This is a genomic window from Oceaniferula flava (assembly GCF_016811075.1).
Taxonomy (GTDB): Bacteria; Verrucomicrobiota; Verrucomicrobiia; order Verrucomicrobiales; family Akkermansiaceae; genus Oceaniferula; species Oceaniferula flava.
Genome location: NZ_JAFBGL010000015.1, coordinates 1 through 21,176 on the forward strand (window position 1 = coordinate 1; position 21,176 = coordinate 21,176).

Here is a 21,176-nt window from a genome sequence, read left to right on the forward strand (position 1 = left end):
GGTGAGGACGGCGTCGACTCCGAACTCGACCTCGGCGTCGGCTGGCAAGACCCCGCCGTGATCCGCGAAACCGGTCTTTGTGTCTGGCGCAGCGGTCAGCGGCCGGTGCTCGATTTCAAACGCAATGGCGACATGCTCACGGGCAAGATGGCCATCCTCTGGACCCAAGGTGAACACGATACCCCAAGCTTCGCCGACGACGACCGCGACTACGCTACCATCGAGCGTTCCGGCCACCTCGCACGGGAGGGTGTCCTCAACGAAGACATCCACAAGCTCGCCGAGGGCATCCAAGTTTACCACGGAGTGCAGCTCGAGGAAGGCATGGAACCCCTGCCGGAAATCGCCGGAAGCATTGCTAGGAAATACAGTGGCGGAGGCCACGGAGGCTACGCGCTCTACCTTTTCGAAAAAGAATCGGACCGAAAAGCTGCGCTCGCAAGCACGCCCGACCTCAAAGCCGTCGAGCCCTACTGCATTTGAGGCCGAGCACTTTTCCGTCCAACGACATCCCCATCATGCCGACTCCTTTTCAATCTTTCCGCGTTCTCGGAACACCCGTCGCCGTGGTCACCAAGGAATCGGCTGCAGCGCAGGTGATTGCCTGGGCAGACCGGGGTGATCGAGCCTACGCCATCGAGGCGGCCGACGTCCATGTGGTCACCCGCGCCCGTCACGAGCCTGAGTTTGGAGAATGTATGAGTCGTTTTGACATGGTCTGCCCCGATGGCATGCCGGTGCTCTGGAGCGTCAACCGCGAGCTGCCCGAGGAAGATCGACTCACTGAGCGCGTCTGCGGCGCCGATCTCATGCAAGAAACGATGCGCCAAACCGCCGAGAAAGGTGGGCAGAGCCACTTTTTGTTAGGAGGTGCGGAAACCACTTTGGAAAAACTCGTTGAGACACTGCCTGAGAAGGTGCCGGGGGTGCGCATCGCCGGGAGCTACTCGCCGCCATTTGGCGAATGGCCAGCGGATGAGTTCGAGCGGATCTGCCAGAAGATCACCGAGTCCGGAGCTTCCCACGTCTGGGTGGGGCTCGGATGTCCGAAGCAGGAACGTTGGATTTCTGAAAACAAGCAGCAGCTACCACCGGCGTGCTACTACGGCGTGGGAGCCGCCTTTGCCTTTCACGCGGGTGAAATCTCACGAGCACCCCGACTGTTCCAGAAGACGGGAACCGAATGGCTTTACCGCGTCATCTGCGAGCCCAGACGACTGTGGAAACGCTACTTCACCTACAACAGTCTCTTCATCAGGTATCAACTTTTTGAATAGCAGCATCCGATGGAGTCTTCAGCACAACAAGAAGTCGACGCTTTAATCGTCGGTGCCGGATTTGCCGGCTTAGTCACGGCGGAACGATTGAGTAATGAGCTCGGTTGGACCTGCGCAGTGGTCGAGCAGCGCGATCACATCGGTGGCAATGCCTACGACTACTACGATGATGCCGGTGTCCTGGTGCACAAATACGGACCGCATTATTTCCGCTCGAACTCGGAAAAAATCGTCGAGTATCTCAGTCAATTCACCGATTGGCATCCGGTGGAGTATCGGGTGAAAAGCTACACCGAAGGGCGCTACTGGAATTTTCCCATCAACCTGAACACCTTTGAGCAGCTCATCGGCAGAGCGTCGGACGCCGAGGAGTTTCGTCAGTGGATGGAGGACACCCGGGAGAAAATCGATGATCCGAAGAACTCCGAAGAGGTCATCACCTCCCAGGTCGGCAAGGACCTCTACGAGAAGTTTTTCAAAGGCTACACCATCAAGCAGTGGAAAAAACATCCGCGCGATCTCGATCCCAGCGTCTGCGGTCGCATCCCCATCCGCACCAATCGTGACGACCGCTACCTGCGCGAGTCTTTCCAAGCACTTCCGGCCGACGGCTACACAGCTTTATTTGAAAACATGCTCGCCGCCACGCCCGGTTTGGAACTCAGGCTCGGCACCTCGCTCGATCAGGCCAAGGAGCTATTCCGCTGGAAACACCTGGTCTACACCGGCCCCATCGATGCCTACTTCGACCACTGCCACGGCCCACTTCCCTACCGCTCTCTCAAGTTCCAGCATCAGAGTTTCAACGCCGAGCAACTGCGCGATCGCGAAGCCATCGCTGGAAAGCCGGGCCACTGGCAGCCGGAAATGCAGGTGAACTATCCGTCGACCGAGGTTGATTTCACCCGCATCGTGGAGATCAAACACGCCACCGGCCAGGACACGTCTAACAGCACCATCGTCAAAGAATTCCCCGCAGACTTCGAGGAAACCGGCGAGCCCTACTACCCGGTTCCCACCGACGATTCCAAAGCGCTCTATCAGCAATACAAAACCCTCGCCGAAGCCGAGACAAACACCAGCTTCATCGGTCGCCTGGGCACCTACAAGTATTACAACATGGACCAAGTCGTCGGCATGGCCCTGAAAGAGGCGGAGAAAATTTGCAAAACCTATGCCTGAACCTCAAGCAGAGCTACTCCTGGTGGGGCTCACGCCACCGCCATTTCATGGGCAGTCCATCGCCACCGGCCTGCTTTTCGATCATGATTGGTCGCCGCTGCGGGTGGCACGATTGCCGATCCGCTACAGCAACAAAATCGATGAGATTGGCAAGCCGAGTCTGAAGAAGGTGCTGCATATGTTTACGCTAGTGTGGAAATGTTGGAAGCTAAGGCGGCAGACGGGAGCCAGAGTGATGTATTACACCCCCACCAGTGCCTCGCTGGTGCCCTTTGTTCGCGATGTCGTGTTTTTAATCCTTTGTCGCCCGTTTTTTGATCGCGTGCTTCTGCACTACCACGCCGGAGGACTTCCAGATTTCCTGAGAGCGAACCCACTGAGGCATTTCCTTGGGAAGCTGATGTATGGACGTGGTGCCTGGAGCATTGCTCTGACACCTCATGTGGAAGCTCCGGGGATTTCATTTGGGGCGGCCAAGGAGCTGGTGGTGCCGAATGGCGTGGATGTTCCGGCTGAAGTAGTCGCCCACCAAAGAGATGGGACGAAAACGACCACCTTCTTGTTTGTTGGCAATCTGTATCGAGACAAAGGTATTTTCGATGCCATCTACGCTCTGAATGAGAGCCATTCGCAGAAGCACCCTGTGAGTCTCAAGGTGATGGGAGCTTTCCCTGATGCCGAGACCGAGCAGGAGCTCCGTTCGCTGGCTGCAGAGATGGATTATCCGGTTGAGTTTCTTGGAATCTGCAAGGGCGATGAGAAATGGGCGGCGTTCTTGACGGCGGATGTTTTTTTCTTCCCAAGCTACTACGCCTCGGAAAACCAACCCTTGGTGACCTTGGAAGCCATGGCTGCAGGTTTACCCGTTCTCGCTACGCACTGGCGTGGTATTCCCGGACAAGTCGAGCATGGTGTCACCGGATTACTGGTAGAGCCGCAGAACCGTCAGGAAATCAGCCAAGCCGCCGTGCAGCTAGCCTCTGATCCTGATCTACGACAACGTCTGGGCAGCAATGGACGAGATCGCTACCTGAAAGAGTTCACCACAGAGGCTCATTTACAGAAAATGGGCGAGGTGTTTGCCGCAGCATTAGCAGAATCTTAAAGGATGACTGAATACGATCAACAGGCCGAGCAGGACGCCTTTCTCACCTGGAAACCCGAATTAGGTTTTCGGGAGACTCTAAGGGCAGACATGCAGGCGAATGCGGGGAACCCCAAGGGAAAGGTGATAGTTTTCCTATTCCGTTTGAGTTCCTACCTGCGCCGGGGGCCTAAGATGCTCTATTACCTCAGCATCCCCTACATCATTTGGTATCGCCTGTATGTGGAGTGGAGTTTGGGGGTGGAACTTCCTCCTCTCACCCGTGTTGGTGCAGGCCTCACGGTTCACCATGGACAAGGTCTGGTGGTGAATAACCGTGCGATCATTGGGAAGAACTGCACCCTCCGCCATGGCGTCACCATTGGCAATAAAACCGACACAGATATCTATGGCTGCCCTGTAATTGGCGATGGCGTCAATATCGGTGCCGGAGCCATCATTTTGGGAAGGATTAAAATTGGCGACGGTGCTACGATTGGCGCTGCCAGTGTGATTACCAAGGATGTCGCAGAGCAAGCTACAATGGTGGGTAACCCAGGGGTAAAATTATAATCTAACAATCAGCGTGCAATTTCATTGACCTCTAAAAATGAGACCCTTAACAAGAGGCTATGGTAAGATTTTGTTTGTTGAATACACTGGCGGTTATTCTGTGTCTGGGTGTCCTCACAGCATGCCCAACCATTGAACTTAGCCAAACAAGTGCGTCCAGCTACAGCCTGAGCTACTCAGGAGGCATCCTGCAGGTTTCCGAGGACATGGAAACTTGGGTGGATGTCGATCCTCAGCCGACGAGCCCCCTAGTGGGTAACATGACGGCACCGGCCAAATTTTACCGAGTTAAATCATTAGACCGAGTGCCCATCATTGCATTCACCGGCCAAAGCAACACCTTGCACACACCGCGTAATTCGGCTCCTTATTCCACTACCGACCTTCCTTATTATTTCAGCTTTGCCCAAGGAAATGCAGATACCTCTGCAGGCGCATCTGAGCTGTTTACTAGCGTCACCAACGCCATTACCTCCGGTAAACCAATAGGCAGCTGCTGGGAGTTTGCCAATGCTCTGCATGCCAGCGATTACCGTGCTGGTGCTCTACGGCGTTTTGCCTTCGTTCAGACAGGATTGGGAGGAAGGGCTTCTTGGGAATGGAAGAGTGGTCAAAAACGGAATGTCGAATTTCAAAATGCCCTCGATGCTCTGATCACCCAGATTGAGACCCATCCTTATACCACGGGCGAATTAAAAGCAGTGGTCGTTAACCAAGGGGAAAGAGATACCGATACCAGTGGAACTTGGGATGTCAGCTGGACGAGCTTCATCACATCCATAAGGAATAAGTATGGGAACCAGGTTCAGTTATACATCCAAACCCTGAACAACTTGCACCTCATGCCTCGCCAAACCACGCCTGATGCTGGCTGGGATGCCGTTTATCAAAAACAACTTTCATTAGCCACTGACTCAGGTAGCACGGCTGCACTAGCGGATACTTATGTGTATGATTCCAATGCGTTGGGCGGACCAGAAAATACCGCCATGTATTGCAGGGATAACAATGTGCATTATTCAAATGCTGGCATGATGATGCTTGGTGAGGGAACCTTTGAGATATTTAAGGATGTAAATAATTTTTGATGGCATCCCGTCAAAACGTAAAAGTCAATCGCTAATTAATAGCGATGACTGATTAACAGTGTGAAAATATCCACAGGAACAGTTTATTACTATACTGTAACAATAATCCAATCGTAGGACACTAATCATGAAATTCAGAAAAATAGCTTTGAATATGCTAAAGGTAATTTTACCAAAATTTATCATATCGTATAAACACTCAAGAGATAGAAATAAGAACTTATTAAAGCCAATTACGGAAAACCTTCCCTATGATCCAGAAATAAATGTTCTGAATCATATTGGTATTAATTATCCCATGTTCGATATTGGAGCGAATACAGGGATTTACAGCGAGATGTTAAAAAATACTATTGGGGAAGAAAACTTATATATATTTGAGCCTCTTCCGCATTTGTTTGAGAACCTAAGGTGCAAATTTAAAAATGCTAATATATATAAATTGGCATTATCAAATGAATGTTCTAGTCAAGTAATTAGAATACCATGCATAGATGGAGATTATTATGATACACGTGCAACATTAAATAACCATATCGAGCCAAACCAAAGTGGGGCAAAAAAAATAACAATCGATGTATCGACATTGGATCAAGTCGTAGCTTCATTGAGGCTAGACAGGATAGGTTTTATGAAGGTAGACGTCGAAGGGCATGAGCTAGAGCTCATTGAAGGAGCAACTTCGACATTAAAAAAATTTAAGCCACTAATTCTAATTGAGATAGAGAGTCGTCACCATTCATTTCCTATTACTGAAATATTTTCAACTTTAGAGAACTTAGGATATAGTGGATACTATATTAACCCTGCATCATTATGTCTTATAGAAATAAGCGAGTTTGACGCTGCACGTGATCAGGATATTAGCAAACTAGAATCCAGATCGTTTTTTGGTTACTTGAACAACTTTTTCTTTGTGCATTTTGAATCAGAAGACGAATTCGTATCAAAGGTGAGATTGTTTCTTGAAGAAGAAAAGCGGAGGGTGTGAAATGCAAAGTAAGCAAGTAGGTAAGAGAGTAAGTTGTCGTTATGAATTTTAAATATAATTAAATTACATGTATATAGCTTGTATTACTAATGTGGAATGATTGTAATCAATAACTAGATGAATACTTAGATGTATATTTTTAATCAGTGTTCTATTGCATTTTCTTTTATCAGTAAAAATACTTGATTTTGAGTAAAATTCGCGATAGTAGTTGGGTAATCTTGGGTAGGGTTGTTGGCCTATTAGGACCTTTTTTAGTCCTGCCATTAGCGGCGAGAACTTTGACCAAGAATGAGCTTGGAACTTGGGCTCTGATTCAAGTGGTTATAGGTTTCGTTTCGATCTTGAAAGATGGAGGACTAACTCCATACGTAGTTCGTCATCAAAATTACGGTATTGAACAACGAGGGATGGCTCGCCTGTGTGGTCTTTTGTTAGGTTTTGTGTCTGGAGTTGTTCTTATTATTATATCGATACCTGTTACTATTTTTCTTGGCATAAGCGAACACTGGAAACTTTTTTTGCCCATTTCTTTAGTTTACGCCTTTGGCGGATTGAATAGTATCTACAGTGCCGAGTTGCGGAGAGATACTCGGTTTAGAGCAATATTTTTTACAACTTCTACACCAGCTGTATTTTCCATTGCTATATCGATTGGTTTACTGCTTTATGGTGCTGGTCTTTGGACTTTTCCTATAGCATCTGTTGCTTCGAGTCTTATACAGTTGTTGATTTTAACGCTTATTTCTCGGCCAGTAAGTATGAAATGGAGAAAAAATCAGATTAAATCAATAATGGTATACACACGAGGTCTCCTTGGATTCAATTTGATTAACTATTGGGCACGACGGTTAGATGATGTTTTGATTGGGAAATTTATAGGAACAGACGGATTGGCGATTTACTCCAACGCCTACCGTATGATGATGCTTCCCATAAATCAAGTCGTCTCGACTTTGAACCCTCTTATACTTCCCTATATGGCAAAAAAGCAGAATGACCCTGCTGATTGTAGAAATGAACTATTTAGTTTTTTGAAAATTATTGGTCTAGTAGCATTTCCACTGATGAGCCTGATCTGGTTAGAACGTGCTATTATCATTCACTATTACCTAGGTCCCGGTTGGGAGGAAGTAGCTGACTTATTGTTTTGGTTTGCCCCGCTCGGTATGATTCAATGCCTCACTACCCCGCTGGGCAATTGCTACGATATTGCTGGGAAAAATGACCAGCGATTTTTATATGGAATAGCTAACACTATAGTGGTTATTTTTGGATTTATTATAGGGTTACCATATGGGATACAAGGTGTTGCTGTCAGCTATTTCCTTTCAAATGCAATTATGGTCTTTCCCGGGGTGCATTTTTCAATACGTTGTTTGGGCGGCAATGTGACAGAATGGTTTAAGAATACAGTGTGTTTGTGGCTAATTCCACTTATTGGATTATTGGTACAACCTATAACATCGGGATTTTCTATGTGGACTAAGATAGGGATTGATATTATCATTATTGGTGTTGTTACTGTATCTATTACTTGGTGCTGGTTTGGTTATTGGTTCAAGGCTAGAATTAATGTAAATAGTTAATTGCAAATGACACGGTGTTTCTATCCCTGTGGGTAACTGTGATGCAGTTCCTAAAATAGAATATATGACGTGATTAGCGTTTTTGGTCTTAGGATATATTAGTTAATATGAGTAGTTCCGATTTGACATATAGATCATGTGTACAATTATCAGTTCACCTAATGTTATTTGGCATTCAGTTGATTTTTAAACAGTTTGATGCTGTTTTAATTTATATATATAAAACTACGTATTTATCGTAACTACAAGGATACAATTATGTGCAAGATACGAATTTACCCAGAATCAAAAGATAATCCTTATGTCGAAAACTTTTTTCAGGTAGCTTATGATAAAGGTTTTTGTGTTACGGGTAATTCTATATTTGAACTGATTTTTTCAACGGATATACTCCATATTCAGTGGCCTGAGGCATGGAGATGGGAAAAAAAACCTAAAAGGTTAATGATGGCGGGGTATTTTCTATTCTTGCCGCTTCTTAAATTCTTATTCCAAATCAAAGTAATCAATACTGTTCATAACTTGAAGCCTCATAGTAAACAGTCAAATTTTGCACACTGGTTATACGTGAGAACATTAAAACAGAGTGAAGGTTTTGTTCATCTCACCGACAGTGGGAAAAAAGAGTTTTTAATTGAGCATCCTTGGGCGTCGAATCGAAAACATGCTACGATACCTCATCCAGATTACGCTCGGCAACTAAGCTCGCTAAATAGAGATGAAGCTCGCAAGAAATTAGGCTTAAGCCAGTCTGAAACTAGAATAGCTTATTTTGGATATATAAAACCGTATAAGGGTGTCGATAGATTAATCGAAACATTTCTTAAATTAAAAATAAGTCCAGAAAGTGCATCTTTATGGGTTGGTGGTAACACATCAGAGGGTATGAAAAAAACACTGATAGATTTGACATGTGATTCATCAAATATTCAGTTGCAACTTGAATATGTTGCAGAGGACGAATTGGAAACTCAGGTGAAAGCAGCTGATTGGGTCGTACTCCCCTATTTTTCCGGATTGAATTCTGGGGCCGCCGTTTACGCCTTGTCTTGTGGTTCGCGCGCAGTTGTACCAGATACCTCTGTAATGCGTGAACTTGACAAATTAACGGGTGGAGGAAGTTTTAAATATTTTAGACAAGCTGATTTTACAAAAGTTTTATCTAGTGTATTTACATGGTCAGGGGGTCTATCTTCTACCGAGCTAAATCTGGATGCATTAGGACATCAACGAATTGGTAAGCTCTATCTTGATTTTGTTAATTTGGTTACAGGGAGGAATCAGTAATGGACTATCATAAACAATATTGCCAGATTCAAATATTATAAGTTAATGTCTTACATTAGTGTCATTATTCCCAATTACAACCGAGGTTGGTGTATTGAAGAAACTATCAAATCCGTTGTAAGGGTATCTGATAATATTCTATTGGAAGTGCTCGTCGTGGATAACGGTTCAAATGATGAATCAAAGTCCGTAATCGATAAATTGCGATCTGTTGATCCACGTATCAAGTGGATTGAGGCCTCACATCTACCTCAAAATGGTAATTGTGCTAGGAATTTAGGTGCGGAATATTCTTCTGGGGATTACCTCCAGTTTTTGGATTCGGATGATTTGATTGCCTATGGGAAATTGGAGAGTCAGTTGAAATTGCTTCAAGGTGGAGATGTTTATGATGTTGCTACTTCAGGCTGGTCTATTCTTGATGAGAATGGAGACTGCCAAAACGTCAAGATGAAGCGACACTGGCACAATTATGATAATTCTTTGGATTTGTTAGTTGAAATGTGGTCTAACTCCGAGTGGTTTTTTCCTGGTTGCTGGTTGATCTCTAAAGAACTCTATGAAAAAGTAGGAAAGTGGACTGAAGATCTGCAAGCTGATCAAGACGGCGAGTTTTTCGCGAGGATTCTTTTAGCGGGAGATAAGGTGCATTTCGATGGTGAACGTGGGTTCGTTAGAAGAAAGCATTCGGGTGATCATGTTGGTAATCGAGGTTCTATTTCTAGTGTGAATAGCCGGTTTAAAGCTTGGGATATTATTCAACAAAAACTTTTGGATAAAGAGAATTCGAGGCGTGTTAAAGTGGCTATTTCTCGTAGACTACATGAAGTCGCTTATCGATGTGGTACAACCGAGAACGGTTGGCTTAGATGGGCAAGTGAAAAGCAAAAAACTATAGGTATCAATGATTTCGGACTATGTAAGCCCTACCTGCTAAACATCATGACCTTACTATTCGGTTTTGAAAAAGGTGTTAACCTTAGACGGAGATTACTCGGAAGTGGCAGATAATTCTAAATTAAGCAAAGGGCCAACATTCATTGTCATTGGTTCCGCTAAATCTGGCACGACTACGCTCTGTGATCAGCTTGCTGAGCATCCGGAGGTATTCGTTACATCACCGAAAGAGCCTAAGTTCTTCTCAGACGATGATTATTATCATGACCGGCCTGAACAATATTTCAGCCTCTACGCTAAAGCGCATGGTGCGAAGGCACGAGGTGAGGGGAGTGTTAGCTATACCATACGTGATAACCATCCACAGACAGCCGAACGGATTTATGCATGCAATACTGACATCCGTCTTATTTATATCGTGCGACATCCTGTGAAACGCTTGATTTCACACTACAGAATGTATCGAAAGCAATACCCAGATGGAAAAGAGCTGTCTGATAGTCTTAATGATCCTGCACTGAACGCATTTCTTATCCAGGGATCGTCCTATCAATGGCAGCTGGATGCCTATTTAGAGTACTTTTCAGAAGATGCGATCAAGGTGGTTTTTCTTGAGGATATGGCATCAGATGGAGAAGCTGTTCTCCGAGAATGCTATGAGCACATCGGTGTGGATGTTAACTGGAAAAACAGCAATGTGGACTGGGTTGCAAATAAGTCAGATGGCAGAGGGTTTCGTTGTTGGTTGGCAAAAACAATTACACACATACCAGGATATCGTAGGCTTAAAGCATTACTACCGAGAGAGATGATTCTTAAGCTCAAAGATCGATACGGATTAATTCCGCCTTCACCTAAAATAGATATTCCTGATGATTGTTTGGAGTACATAGGCCGCGTTTTGGAAAAGAGATCGCGAGATTTTCTAGTAAAATACGGTAAGCCTGCGAACTATTGGACATATCAGGAACAAGGATCTATTACGTCGAAATGAGTAAATTTAGAGAAATGCACATCGCGTTTTGTTGTGATGACTTATACGCACCGTATTTATGTGTTACTTTGGCGTCTTTGCGTCAGAACTGCTGTGATCTTAGATCTTATCACATATGGGTTGTTTCCGCTGGGATGGGACTATCGGCTAGAGAGTCTATACAAAATGTCTTAAGTGGTAGCGATATCAGTCTGAACTTTATCACAGTAAGAGAGACGGATATACCGGAAAATGCACCTACGCATGGCCACATCTCACTGGCGGCTTATTACCGGATTTTGTTACCTAACTTGTTACCTCCAGAGGTGGACGAGGTATTGTATTTAGACTGTGACTTGCTAATCGAGAAGGATCTAAAGTCATTGTTTGATTGCGATCTAGAGGATAATTATTTGGCAGCTGTAACAAATCCTTTTTTTGAGCGATGGGAAACACTTCAGCTAAATCCAGAATGGGATTATTTTAATTCTGGGGTTTTGCTACTTAACTTGGTTAAGTGCAGGGAAGAGGCTTTTGTGAATAACAATTTCAATATTATTGCTGAAGAGAGCAATCACTTGGTGCTTCACGATCAGGATACCTTGAATAAGGCATGTGCTGGTCAATGGCTGAGATTGTCGCCGGTCTATAATATGCAAAATGCATTTTATTTAAACCCACCAAAAAAATTGGCTATGAAGAAAGGTTTGCTCAAGGGCTTGAAAGAAGATGCAGTGATTGTGCATTACTCGAGTTCATTGAAACCCTGGCTATATTCATGCGGACATCCACTGAAAAGCCTGTACTATAAATACCTTGATATGACGAGTTTGAGAGGGTATCGCCCTAGTTTCAGTGGAGTTAAGCCTTTGTTGCTGCGCTGGCGCATGCAGATACGGGGCCTACGTGCATTCTTTGCGTGTAAATAGTCTAGACAGCACATATTTCATTATGAATAATTCATCATTACGCCTGATCGTTATCATGTTAGTTGGCGGTGCGATAGCACTGTTCGTGACAATGGGATTGTTTACGACCGATGCCAATAAGATAGGAGGTTTTTTTCGATATTTTGCTGCTGTCGGAGTGATTCTAGCTGCCATCCGTCCACGTGGAGGAATCCTATTCTTAATCATTTGTTCTGGCTATCTGGATATGTTGAAGAGATTCACGACTCTAGAGCAAAGTGTGTCACAAATTGATATTGCTTCTGTTCTGGTTTTTGCGCCACTTCTTGTTGGCGGTATTACCCTCAGTACTGTTTTGAGTTGGGGGCGACGTGGTATTAACAAGGAAACTAAATTTGAAATAAAAATCTTCATATGCTGCGTGATTTGGACAGTTTTGAGTTTGGTTCCAGCGCTTTCGGCATCTGGACTTCGAAGCCTAGGAAATGTGTTGAACTATTTTATCTATCCATTTCTCTTAGTATCGGTGCCCCGTTTAATGAGGGATTCAACTTTCATTAAACAATGTGTGGTTGTCTTCGTCGTTTCTTACGTGCCAGTCATGGCCCTAGCTATTTACGAGGGGAATTATGGTTATGTGGACATAACTATGGATTATCTGCTAGCTGGATATTCTCAGGAGATCAGGCAGCTCTATGATGTTCGTCCAGGTGCTATTTCTACGTTGTCGGGCCCCTCTAGCCTCTCGATTATGATGTCATTGATTGCTGGTTACCTCTTAGTTCCTTACACAATTGATGGTAAATTTGCAGTCTTTAGAAAAGGTCTTCTTCTGTCTCTACCTTTAGCTTACGGGTTTATGGTAGCAGCGTATTATACCTTTGGTCGTACTGGCTGGGTGGTAGGAGTGATATTTTTAGGCTTAGTTGCGCTCCTGCATATGAAGAAATTTATTATTTATGTTGCCGGGGTCTCGACTGTGGTTGCGGCTGCTTTATTTTACCTGAGCGCAGGGTATTTGATCGATAACGCCGTGATGCATAGAATTGAGAAGGCCTCACGAGATGTTAACACAAGTGATACAACGATTCAGGCAACAACCTTGGGCACCTTCAATGGGCGTCTTGAGAGTATGCGCCAGGTGGTATCCGATTCAGATATTTGGACGCCATTTGGCTTTAAGATTGCAGAAAAAGAAGTAACCAGTCTACCTCACCCCGTCCATGAGATGATCGGGAACTTACTTGTGCGTTTCGGCTATGTTCCAATGTGCGTTATGGCGGTGTTGGGGGCGTTTGTTACACGTAAATTTTTACGATTAAATGCATCTTTGCCCAAAGGGCCATTACGCAATCAATTCCGCATTTACGTTGCTTTGGCACTTGCTTGTTTTGCGACTGCAATAGGTCACGGGCAAACGATGTTCGTGTTCCCAATTAATTTGCTATGGGCACTTATGTTTGCTTTGGCCATGGGCTGCTACCTGTGCTTGAAGGATCAGCAATTGGAGACAGCAGTATCTGAGGCTAATCAGGACTATGCGAGTGAACTTGAGAGGGCTGTTCCAACACGTTAGTTTTGTTAACCTTTAGTGTGTCACGGGCTTAAGACATTACGAGAGCACGGTGTCTCGGAACCAATTTGTCATTGCTAAGGCAATGTAGGGAGAGGATACGGTTTGTTGTCCCATACTTTACGATAAGAAATAATCATGAGTCTATCACGAAAAAACAAAGAACGCGCGAAAACGCTGCTCGCTAATCTACCCGTGCTGGGACCACCGGTGATCGCGTTTTTACTCAAAAAAAGATTCCCGGTGGAGATCAGCTTGGTGGAGGGAAAGGACCCAGCGACAAGTTCAGAACCGAGTTGGATGCATTTCTCGGTGAACAAGGCGGCGACACAGTATGTGAAATCCGTGATGGCCAGCCTGGCAGAATCCAAGGGGCTGCTGCATGCGTCCATGCACGATTATGCCTTTCATTCCGAGTTGCCGTTTTTTGACCATCTGACAGCCGAACAAGTGGCTGGGTATTCTCAAGTCTTCAAACCCCAGGGCTATCTCTATGGCCCGTTCGGAGGAATGATTGAGGGGATTCAGGAGCTGGAAAAATACAAGGTGGTGCTGGTGGTGCGAGATCCTCGTGACATGGCTGTTTCCGCTTATTTCTCGAAGGGGAAGAGCCACGGATTGCCACTGACTCCTGCGGGAAAACGGGAGGCCTTTATCCGTGATCGGGATAAGACGCAGAACAAGTCGATCGAGGAGCATGTCCTCGATTACGCTCCTGAGGTGCTGCGCGAGTTCGATCGTTACAAAGAACATTTGCTGCAGGGGAACTACCAGGTGCACCTGTGCAAGTATGAGCAAATGGTTACGGATTTCCCTCAGTGGCTCGACGATCTCGTGGCATTTTGTTGTGGCGAAATTGATCCTTCACTGCGGGATGAGATCATCCGTAGGCACGAAGCGATGAAGCCGGTTAAAGAGGATCCGAGTAAGCACATTCGGAAAGGCCAACCCGGAGATTACAAAGAGAAGCTGGATCAGCCCACCATCGCGAAGCTCAATGAGATTTTCAAAGAACACCTGGAGTTCTTTGATTACCTGGACGCTAAGTAAGCTGTAGATATTCACCCTTCAAAATCCCCATCGAACGATCACGAATATGAGCTCTAGTTCCGAAAATCAGAAAACCAGTGTGGTGCTGATTACCAATATGATTCCTCCGTATAGGATGCCATTTTTCAAGGGCCTGGGGGAGAAGTTTAAGTTCCTGCTGGCCGTGGATTGCGTCACAGAAAAGGGACGCAACTGGAAGCTGGACGACCCGGATCTGGGCTTTGAGTATGTGGTTCTGAACGGGGCATCATTGAATCTCAAACGCAAGAGGGATGACGTTGGCTACGCTGAGGAGCGTCCTTTCCATTTCTCCACGAAGTGTTTTTCGCTGCTGAAAAAGCATGACCCTGATGTGGTGGTGTCCTGTGAGTTCGGGTTAAAAACGATCTGGTCGATTTTATACTGCAAGCTCTACGGCAAGAAGCTGCTCGTCTGGTCCGAGGGAACCATGCACACGGAGGGGAAAACCACCCGAATGCGTAAAATCCTCCGCCCGCTTTTGGTGAAGGCGATCGATGGGTTTTGGACCAATGGTCCGGAGTCAAGAGCCCTGATTGAGAGCTACGGAGGAAAACCGGAAAGCATCCAAGAAGGAATGACGGGTGTGGATACCACCTGGTGGCTGAGCGAGGGACAGAAATTACGTGCTGAACGGGAACAAATCCGTGCGGCAATCGGAGCCAAAGGGCTGACATTTGTCTTTAACGGGAGCCTTTCGCCAAGAAAGGGCATCAAGCAGCTGATGGATGCATTTTCCAATTGGGAACCCGATCAGGAATGCACCATCATTCTACTGGGTTCAGGAGAGTTGGAAGAGGAGACCAAAAAATGGGCTGCAGAGCGGAAGAATTACACGGTCATCATGCCTGGATTTCTCGACCCGAAAGAGCTGCCTCGCTATCTGGTGGCATCAGATTGGGCCATTTTACCGACCTTGGATGATAATTGGCCCTTGGCTACGCTGGAAGTGCTTGTCTGTGGGCTGCCTCAGCTGTTCTCCGTCTATAATGGAGCGACCACGGATCTGTGTATCGATGGCGTAACTGGCCATGCTTTCGACCCGATGGATCCCAAGTCCTTTGTCGAAGCTATCGACCGCGCTGCCAAAGAGGGTTGCAGAGAGATCCCTCAGTCAGAAATTGAACGCTTGTCGCAATTCTATTCCCCTGCAAAACAAACCGAGCGGGCAGTTGAATCTGTGCAATCTTTACTGAGCGTCCGCTAAGCCCCAAGCAGCGGCCCCTAGTGGACCCTGCCCAGTGGATTCTACATAGCAATATTTCATCAATGGAAACATCAAAGAAAGAAGCATTCTCGATCCAATTCCTCCAGATTCTGGATGTGATTGTTATCCTGTGCTCAGCCATGGCCGCGATGCTGGCATGGAATGTTATCGCACCGCTGATTGATCAACTGGGGTGGTTCAAACTTAATTTAACATATTACAAAGACGTCTATATCATTCCACCGATTGCTTGGGGTATTGCGCCATTTGCGCCTTTGGTGTTGGAAATGTTCGGCTTCTACCGGGATCAGTATCGCCGCCGTGTATTGAAGGTCGTGATGCCCGTTATCCAGGCGGTGGGTGTGGTGGTAGCCTGTGTGGTAATTCTTGGCTTGTTGATGAAGAGCCCTCCTCCACACCGTCCGTTCGTGGTCTTATTTATCGTCAGCAGCATCCTCGGTCTGCTTCTGAGGGAGCTGGCTCTGCAATGGTATTACAAGAGCAAGGGCTCTGATTCCGCCCGGAGAACCTCGGTCATGCTCGTGGGGAACACAGCGAATATCACAGAGTGGGTGGACTCTTTGCCGGAGCACTCGCTTCAGCGCATGAAGATTGTGGAGAAGGTGGACCTGATGACTCACAACATCGAAGACGTGGTCGCTATCCTAGAGGATAACCATGTAGAACGAGCAATTTTCCTCGTCCGTGATGTTGCGTTCGACAAGGTGACGAGAGCCATTGAAGCTTGTGAAATTCAAGGGGTGGAAGCCTGGGTTGCTGCGGATTTCGTCCGCGCTAGAATTGCCCAGCCTACCTTCGATTCAATCAACGGCCAGTCGATGCTCGTGCTGCGGTCCACCCCAGCACTCTCATGGGCTGTGCTGGCGAAATCGCTAATCGATCGTGTTGGCGCCTTTTTACTGATCCTAGTTACATCTCCATTCTGGCTGTTAGCTTACATTGGAATCAAGGTGCAAAGCCCCGGGCCGGTTTTCTATCGGCAGGAGCGTGCTGGTCGATATGGCAAACCTTTCATGATGTGGAAATTCCGATCCATGATCATGGATGCCGATAAAAAGCTGGAAGAGCTTAAAAAACAATCGGGCAATGAGATGTCTGGCCCAGTGTTTAAGCTCGATCACGATCCTCGCATTTTTCCCTTCGGCCGTTTTATCCGGAAATACAGCATCGATGAATTGCCTCAGCTGCTCAATGTACTGGTCGGCGATATGAGCTTGGTGGGGCCTCGGCCCATGGCTGTTTACGAGCTGCCGGAAATTGAGAAATCTGAACATCGTCGCAAGCTCAGTGTGCGCCCGGGCATCACATGCATCTGGCAAGTTAGTGGGCGGAATACGATCACCGACTTTGATAGCTGGGTGAAACTGGATCTCGATTATATCGATAACTGGTCGCTGTGGCTGGATATCAAGATTCTACTGCAGACGGTGCCGGCGGTGCTGTTTGCCAAGGGGTCCAAGTAAAGCATTTCTCATTATTGTGAAAAAGTGGATCAGTCATTTAGGATGGGCGATTAGTTCGCGCATCGCCCCAGAAATCGTCGATGTGAAAACTGGCGAGGTGTTGGGGCGGGCCTTTGTACTGGCTTTTGGCACAAGAGCGATTGTCCTCGGCTATCGAGGCAGAAAGCCCTTGGTTCCGGTTTTCCTTCCGGAGAAGAAATTACGCTACTGGAAGCTGAGAATAGGATTCACCACGGCAGAAGAACCTGACTACCCCAATATTCGTGAGAGTTTGTAGTATTATTCTAACCCATCAGCCACCTGAGAAAGTGGCAAGGATGTGCCGTTACTGGCAGAGTTTACTCCCGGACGTGAGCATCGTGCTGGCATACGGTGGTTCTCGAGAAAACTTCAATGCGATCGATTGGCCTGAAAAAGTTTTTGTCGATGACGAGGCGTTGCGTACGCGCGATCATCAGCGTGAATGTCAGAGCTACACATCGGTTTACCGCGCCGCGATGCAGAGCCTCGGCGATCAATCGTATGACCGTATTTTTTTCACCGAATTCGATCATGTGCCGCTGAGGCCGGATTACTTCAGCCTGCTGGAGTCCACACGTCACCAGGCTCAGGCGGATGTTTTGATGCACGGCCTGTGCCGTGTGAACGACACGGGTCACGCCCACTTTCTTTACCACGCGGAAAAACCATCTTTTTATGAGCAAATCGTAGGCTTTTCAGTGCGCGAAGATAAAGATGTCGTTCTTAGCGCATACGGTTTTGGTCAATATTGGACGCGGGAAGCTTTTGAGCTAGCCACTCAGGTCGATGACAGAGTTGGCTGCTATCTCGAGCTGTGGGCACCCACCGTTGCGCACCATCTGGGCTTCCGTGTCATCGGTGTCCAAGATCCGCTGCACTGCAATGATCACTACAGCGAGTTTTCGGATCGACTGAAAGAGCTGAAGGATGGCGGCGCCTGGAGCGCACATCCTGTAAAGCACAGCTGGGATGACGAGGCTGTGAACTAAACAAGATGGAGACACACTTACAAGAAGGCCGAGTAGCCTCGGGTGAAGCAGGCGGACGTGTGGGGAAGCTATGGCAATGGCTTGTCTTACTGCCGTTTTTTACTGCTTACGCCTTAGCTCTGGTATTTGCCACTTGGGATCGTCTGGAAATGATGGTTCCAGCACAGCTCATGATGGGGCTGGCGTTGATCGTCCTCGTTGCTCTGGTCTGGAAGAGACGGAGCATAGTATTTGGATACTTTGATGCTTGGTTGTGTCTCGGTGCGCTGTATTTTATTATGCGGGCGCTCTTTTCCCCCGTCGCTTATTACGGGAATGTAGATGCTGGCATTATCGCGATGGGGATCTCGTGCTGGTTGCTGGCTAGAAATGTATGGGCCACGAACACGAAATACCCGTGGGTTTTGTTAGCCATTGTCATGGTTGCAGCTCACATGGCGGCCGCTTATTACCAGTATTCAGGAAACATGCAGTGGGGCTTGCTAAGACATAGGAGTAGCCAGGCAAGTATCTCCATTTCTGGACTCTACGGACATTACAACTACCTGGCCAACTACTTGGCGATGATTGCCTGTGGGATGTTAGGTTTTGTGTTTCATGGCAAGCACGGAAAAGTATTTCGAGTGTGCGTGGTGGTGCTCATTGCCGCCGCAGTGGCAGGTCTGATTTGGACGAAATCACGAGGGGGATTGGTCGCCTTGGGCGCTGGTTGCTTTAGTTACATGCTTGCAGTCGTTTTTCTGATCACGGTGAAGAAAAGTAAGGGACGCTGGAAAGTGGTGGCGGCTGTGCTGTTAGGCGCTTGCATACTTGTGGGTGCTTTGGTCGCTGCCGCTAGTAATTTCGCTGTCCGACGAGGCTATGCTGATGGCGCTGGCTTTCTGCATGACAACGGTCGGAAGAATAACTCAATCATGGCGGTGGACCAGATCGTCAATGGGCCTCTGATAGGCGCGGGGGCAAGGTCCTACGAGTGGATGTCTCATCAATATTGGCTGGACGATATCTGGGGAAAGGCTCCGATACCGAACTACGTGCATAATGAGTATCTTCAATCAATGACGGATTATGGGCCCATTGGTGGGCTCTTTGTGTTTGTGACATTATTGGCTGCAATAGCTCTGTCTTGGCGAACTTTACTTACAGAGCGCGATCTATCCGATACGGTAGCTTATAACTTGGCGGGGATGGCCGCTTGTGCTGCGTTTCTGGTGCAGTGTTTCTTTTCCTTCCCTGCCCACGTGCTGGCGAATACTCTGACATTTGTGCTGGTGCTGTCATTTGCGATTTACCGAAGCAGCACTGTAGCTCGTCATCGATCCTTGGCTGGTCTGGCAGGCTTTTCTCTTCTGGCCATGAGCTTGGCGGGCTTCCTTGTTTATGCAGCGGTGATGGGTGCGCCAACATTTTTGGATCGATTCGAGCAAGTCGCCTATCAACGGAGTACTCCAGAGATTAAGAGGCAGATGCTGGATACGAGGTTGGCTAAGGTGACCAAGCTAACCGAATGGCGTGCTGATTTTAAAAACCTCAGACGCAAGGGAGAGCTGCATTGGGCCAAGGCGATGGTGGCTGAAGATGAGGAGCTTCAGCGCGCTCAGTTGGCTCAGGCTGCCGACGCCTATCAATCAGCATCGGAGAAATATCCTTGGGAGCCTTCCTTGCACGTTAATGCCGGTTTGGCTTTGGATAGGCTCTATCGTTTTGATGAAGCCGAACAGCACTTTCTGGCAGCCTTCAAATATGGAGAGCGCGCTGACTACTGGATCAAGTCCAAGTGGAATTTGGCGAATCATTACTACCTCCGTGGACGGTATTTATGGTTAAAGCGGAAACCCGAGAAGGGCCTAGGTTACTTGCTTCTCGCTGATGATTTACTTGATGATGAAAAGAAGGTCAGTTTCCGTGGGTTGAAGAATCAGATTCGGGAAAATATTGAATTCTTGGAAAATGCTGGGATTAGTGTGGACCCTGCCGAGCAAGAGGCGGTTCCGTCGCGCTAGCCGGAGGCCTCGTCAATCACCCCAATATCACGAGCTATGGATTCTCAAACGAATACTCAACTGAAGGCGCAGCAGCCTGCGAACCCGTGGACGGTCTGGCTGCCGCTGGCCGCGATGGCGCTGCTAACCATTGTATTCTATGCATTGGTTCCAGCCTTTCCCACTTACGGCAAACCTTCGGTGGCTGGCTGGCTGACCGGGGCGTGGAATGCGGAAACGGAGTTCGAACACGGCTGGGCAGTGCCGGTGCTATTTGTGATTTTCATGGGCATGGCTTGGCGACAAATGAGTCTGGAAAAGGTGCGGCCAAGTAACTTGGGGCTGGCGGTGGTGCTGTTCGGCTTGCTGGTTTACATCGCTTCGGTGCGGACCATTCAGCCTCGACTGGCGATGTTTGCGCTGCCGTTTCTGATCTTTGGGGCGTTTCACTTTCTCTACGGTCTGCGCGTTTCCAAGCATGTGCTTTTCCCTGCCTTTTTCTGGTATTTTGCGGTGCCGATGCCCGGCTTGCAGCAGGCGACCAATATTCTGCAGCTGATCGTCACCAAGGCCTGCTACGAGGTGGGCACTCTGCTGGGGATGAAGCTGGTCCATTCTGGAAATACCATCACGTCCGCCGTGGATGACTGGAACTCGCTGGACATCGCCGAGGGCTGCAGCGGGATCCGATCGCTGATCGCCCTGATGATGATTGCCGCGATCTACTCTTACTTCACCCAGAACAAAATCTGGAAGGGCGTTTTCCTGTTCGCCTGTGCGCTGCCACTGGCGGTGCTGGCGAACTTTTTCCGGATCTTCACCATCATTGTGCTGGCTGAGTTTGGCTTTAGCGACTTCGCCGCAGGGGTCTACCACGATTGGGCAGGCCTGTTGTTTTTCTTCCCGATCGCACTGACTGGGCTGATGCTGATCGACCGATTGATCAATCGGCGCGAGAACCGGAAAAAGGTGGTGGTGCGCCAGATCAAAGCTTAAACGATCG

Annotated in this window: 19 protein-coding genes and 1 pseudogene; all 20 read left to right on the plus strand. The window is 47.6% G+C overall.

The features are described from left to right. A pseudogene (locus JO972_RS16150) lies at positions 1–483 on the plus strand (adenylyltransferase/cytidyltransferase family protein); the annotation flags it as partial. Positions 484–518: 35 nt separating this feature from the next. After that, positions 519–1,277 carry a WecB/TagA/CpsF family glycosyltransferase gene (locus tag JO972_RS16155; RefSeq protein WP_309491123.1) on the plus strand — a complete coding sequence of 253 codons (759 nt, stop codon included), beginning with the start codon at positions 519–521 and terminating at the stop codon, positions 1,275–1,277. Between the two features lie 9 nt (positions 1,278–1,286). After that, on the plus strand, positions 1,287–2,459 hold the full coding sequence (glf, locus tag JO972_RS16160) for a UDP-galactopyranose mutase (RefSeq protein ID WP_309491124.1): 1,173 nt from the start codon (positions 1,287–1,289) through the stop codon (positions 2,457–2,459). Continuing rightward, positions 2,452–3,564 (plus strand): glycosyltransferase family 4 protein, encoded by a 1,113-nt coding sequence (locus tag JO972_RS16165; RefSeq protein ID WP_309491125.1) that lies wholly within the window; start codon positions 2,452–2,454, stop codon positions 3,562–3,564. Before glf ends, JO972_RS16165 begins: the two co-directional genes overlap by 8 nt. 3 nt (positions 3,565–3,567) lie before the next feature. Continuing rightward, the gene (locus JO972_RS16170) at positions 3,568–4,116 is read left to right on the plus strand and encodes a serine O-acetyltransferase (RefSeq protein WP_309491126.1); all 549 of its coding nucleotides are present in this window, start codon (positions 3,568–3,570) and stop codon (positions 4,114–4,116) included. A 206-nt stretch (positions 4,117–4,322) separates the two neighbouring features. Beyond that, positions 4,323–5,204 (plus strand): sialate O-acetylesterase, encoded by an 882-nt coding sequence (locus JO972_RS16175; RefSeq protein ID WP_309491127.1) that lies wholly within the window; start codon positions 4,323–4,325, stop codon positions 5,202–5,204. Positions 5,205–5,331: 127 nt separating this feature from the next. Further along, positions 5,332–6,195, plus strand: a complete 864-nt coding sequence (locus JO972_RS16180) for an FkbM family methyltransferase (protein ID WP_309491128.1) — start codon at positions 5,332–5,334, stop codon at positions 6,193–6,195. Positions 6,196–6,383: 188 nt separating this feature from the next. Then, a complete protein-coding gene (locus JO972_RS16185; protein ID WP_309491129.1) occupies positions 6,384–7,784 on the plus strand; it encodes an oligosaccharide flippase family protein in 1,401 nt (466 codons plus the stop codon). 258 nt (positions 7,785–8,042) lie between these two features. Continuing rightward, entirely contained in the window at positions 8,043–9,071 is a 1,029-nt protein-coding gene (locus JO972_RS16190; protein ID WP_309491130.1) for a glycosyltransferase, read from the plus strand. A gap of 45 nt (positions 9,072–9,116) precedes the next feature. Beyond that, positions 9,117–10,082 carry a glycosyltransferase family 2 protein gene (locus JO972_RS16195; RefSeq protein ID WP_309491131.1) on the plus strand — a complete coding sequence of 322 codons (966 nt, stop codon included), beginning with the start codon at positions 9,117–9,119 and terminating at the stop codon, positions 10,080–10,082. After that, positions 10,072–10,962, plus strand: coding sequence for a sulfotransferase (locus tag JO972_RS16200; RefSeq protein ID WP_309491132.1), 891 nt, complete (start codon positions 10,072–10,074; stop codon positions 10,960–10,962). The genes JO972_RS16195 and JO972_RS16200 overlap by 11 nt, the downstream gene beginning before the upstream one ends. After that, a complete protein-coding gene (locus JO972_RS16205) occupies positions 10,959–11,870 on the plus strand; it encodes a glycosyltransferase family 8 protein (RefSeq protein WP_309491133.1) in 912 nt (303 codons plus the stop codon). The genes JO972_RS16200 and JO972_RS16205 overlap by 4 nt, the downstream gene beginning before the upstream one ends. Before the next feature lie 22 nt (positions 11,871–11,892). Further along, a complete protein-coding gene (locus JO972_RS16210) occupies positions 11,893–13,425 on the plus strand; it encodes a hypothetical protein (RefSeq protein ID WP_309491134.1) in 1,533 nt (510 codons plus the stop codon). Positions 13,426–13,560: 135 nt separating this feature from the next. Beyond that, positions 13,561–14,472, plus strand: a complete 912-nt coding sequence (locus tag JO972_RS16215; protein WP_309491135.1) for a sulfotransferase domain-containing protein — start codon at positions 13,561–13,563, stop codon at positions 14,470–14,472. Positions 14,473–14,518: 46 nt separating this feature from the next. Beyond that, positions 14,519–15,697, plus strand: a complete 1,179-nt coding sequence (locus tag JO972_RS16220; protein ID WP_309491136.1) for a glycosyltransferase — start codon at positions 14,519–14,521, stop codon at positions 15,695–15,697. A 62-nt stretch (positions 15,698–15,759) separates the two neighbouring features. After that, positions 15,760–17,181 (plus strand): sugar transferase, encoded by a 1,422-nt coding sequence (locus tag JO972_RS16225; protein ID WP_309491137.1) that lies wholly within the window; start codon positions 15,760–15,762, stop codon positions 17,179–17,181. 16 nt (positions 17,182–17,197) lie between these two features. Then, on the plus strand, positions 17,198–17,458 hold the full coding sequence (locus JO972_RS16230; RefSeq protein WP_309491138.1) for a hypothetical protein: 261 nt from the start codon (positions 17,198–17,200) through the stop codon (positions 17,456–17,458). A 73-nt stretch (positions 17,459–17,531) separates the two neighbouring features. Then, positions 17,532–18,191: a hypothetical protein gene (locus tag JO972_RS16235; RefSeq protein WP_309491139.1), complete on the plus strand. Its 660-nt coding sequence runs from the start codon at positions 17,532–17,534 to the stop codon at positions 18,189–18,191. Positions 18,192–18,196: 5 nt separating this feature from the next. Continuing rightward, positions 18,197–20,194 carry an O-antigen ligase family protein gene (locus tag JO972_RS16240; RefSeq protein ID WP_309491140.1) on the plus strand — a complete coding sequence of 666 codons (1,998 nt, stop codon included), beginning with the start codon at positions 18,197–18,199 and terminating at the stop codon, positions 20,192–20,194. A 36-nt stretch (positions 20,195–20,230) separates the two neighbouring features. After that, on the plus strand, positions 20,231–21,169 hold the full coding sequence (locus JO972_RS16245) for an exosortase/archaeosortase family protein (protein WP_309491141.1): 939 nt from the start codon (positions 20,231–20,233) through the stop codon (positions 21,167–21,169). Positions 21,170–21,176: the final 7 nt, after the last annotated feature.

Bases quoted from the DNA above. Each gene is read 5' to 3' on its own strand.
- JO972_RS16155 (WP_309491123.1), top strand. From the start codon at position 519: ATGCCGACTCCTTTTCAATCTTTCCGCGTTCTCGGAACACCCGTCGCC.
- glf (WP_309491124.1), top strand. From the start codon at position 1,287: ATGGAGTCTTCAGCACAACAAGAAGTCGACGCTTTAATCGTCGGTGCC.
- JO972_RS16165 (WP_309491125.1), top strand. From the start codon at position 2,452: ATGCCTGAACCTCAAGCAGAGCTACTCCTGGTGGGGCTCACGCCACCG.
- JO972_RS16170 (WP_309491126.1), top strand. From the start codon at position 3,568: ATGACTGAATACGATCAACAGGCCGAGCAGGACGCCTTTCTCACCTGG.
- JO972_RS16175 (WP_309491127.1), top strand. From the start codon at position 4,323: ATGGAAACTTGGGTGGATGTCGATCCTCAGCCGACGAGCCCCCTAGTG.
- JO972_RS16180 (WP_309491128.1), top strand. From the start codon at position 5,332: ATGAAATTCAGAAAAATAGCTTTGAATATGCTAAAGGTAATTTTACCA.
- JO972_RS16190 (WP_309491130.1), top strand. From the start codon at position 8,043: ATGTGCAAGATACGAATTTACCCAGAATCAAAAGATAATCCTTATGTC.
- JO972_RS16195 (WP_309491131.1), top strand. From the start codon at position 9,117: ATGTCTTACATTAGTGTCATTATTCCCAATTACAACCGAGGTTGGTGT.
- JO972_RS16205 (WP_309491133.1), top strand. From the start codon at position 10,959: ATGAGTAAATTTAGAGAAATGCACATCGCGTTTTGTTGTGATGACTTA.
- JO972_RS16210 (WP_309491134.1), top strand. From the start codon at position 11,893: ATGAATAATTCATCATTACGCCTGATCGTTATCATGTTAGTTGGCGGT.
- JO972_RS16215 (WP_309491135.1), top strand. From the start codon at position 13,561: ATGAGTCTATCACGAAAAAACAAAGAACGCGCGAAAACGCTGCTCGCT.
- JO972_RS16220 (WP_309491136.1), top strand. From the start codon at position 14,519: ATGAGCTCTAGTTCCGAAAATCAGAAAACCAGTGTGGTGCTGATTACC.
- JO972_RS16225 (WP_309491137.1), top strand. From the start codon at position 15,760: ATGGAAACATCAAAGAAAGAAGCATTCTCGATCCAATTCCTCCAGATT.
- JO972_RS16240 (WP_309491140.1), top strand. From the start codon at position 18,197: ATGGAGACACACTTACAAGAAGGCCGAGTAGCCTCGGGTGAAGCAGGC.
- JO972_RS16245 (WP_309491141.1), top strand. From the start codon at position 20,231: ATGGATTCTCAAACGAATACTCAACTGAAGGCGCAGCAGCCTGCGAAC.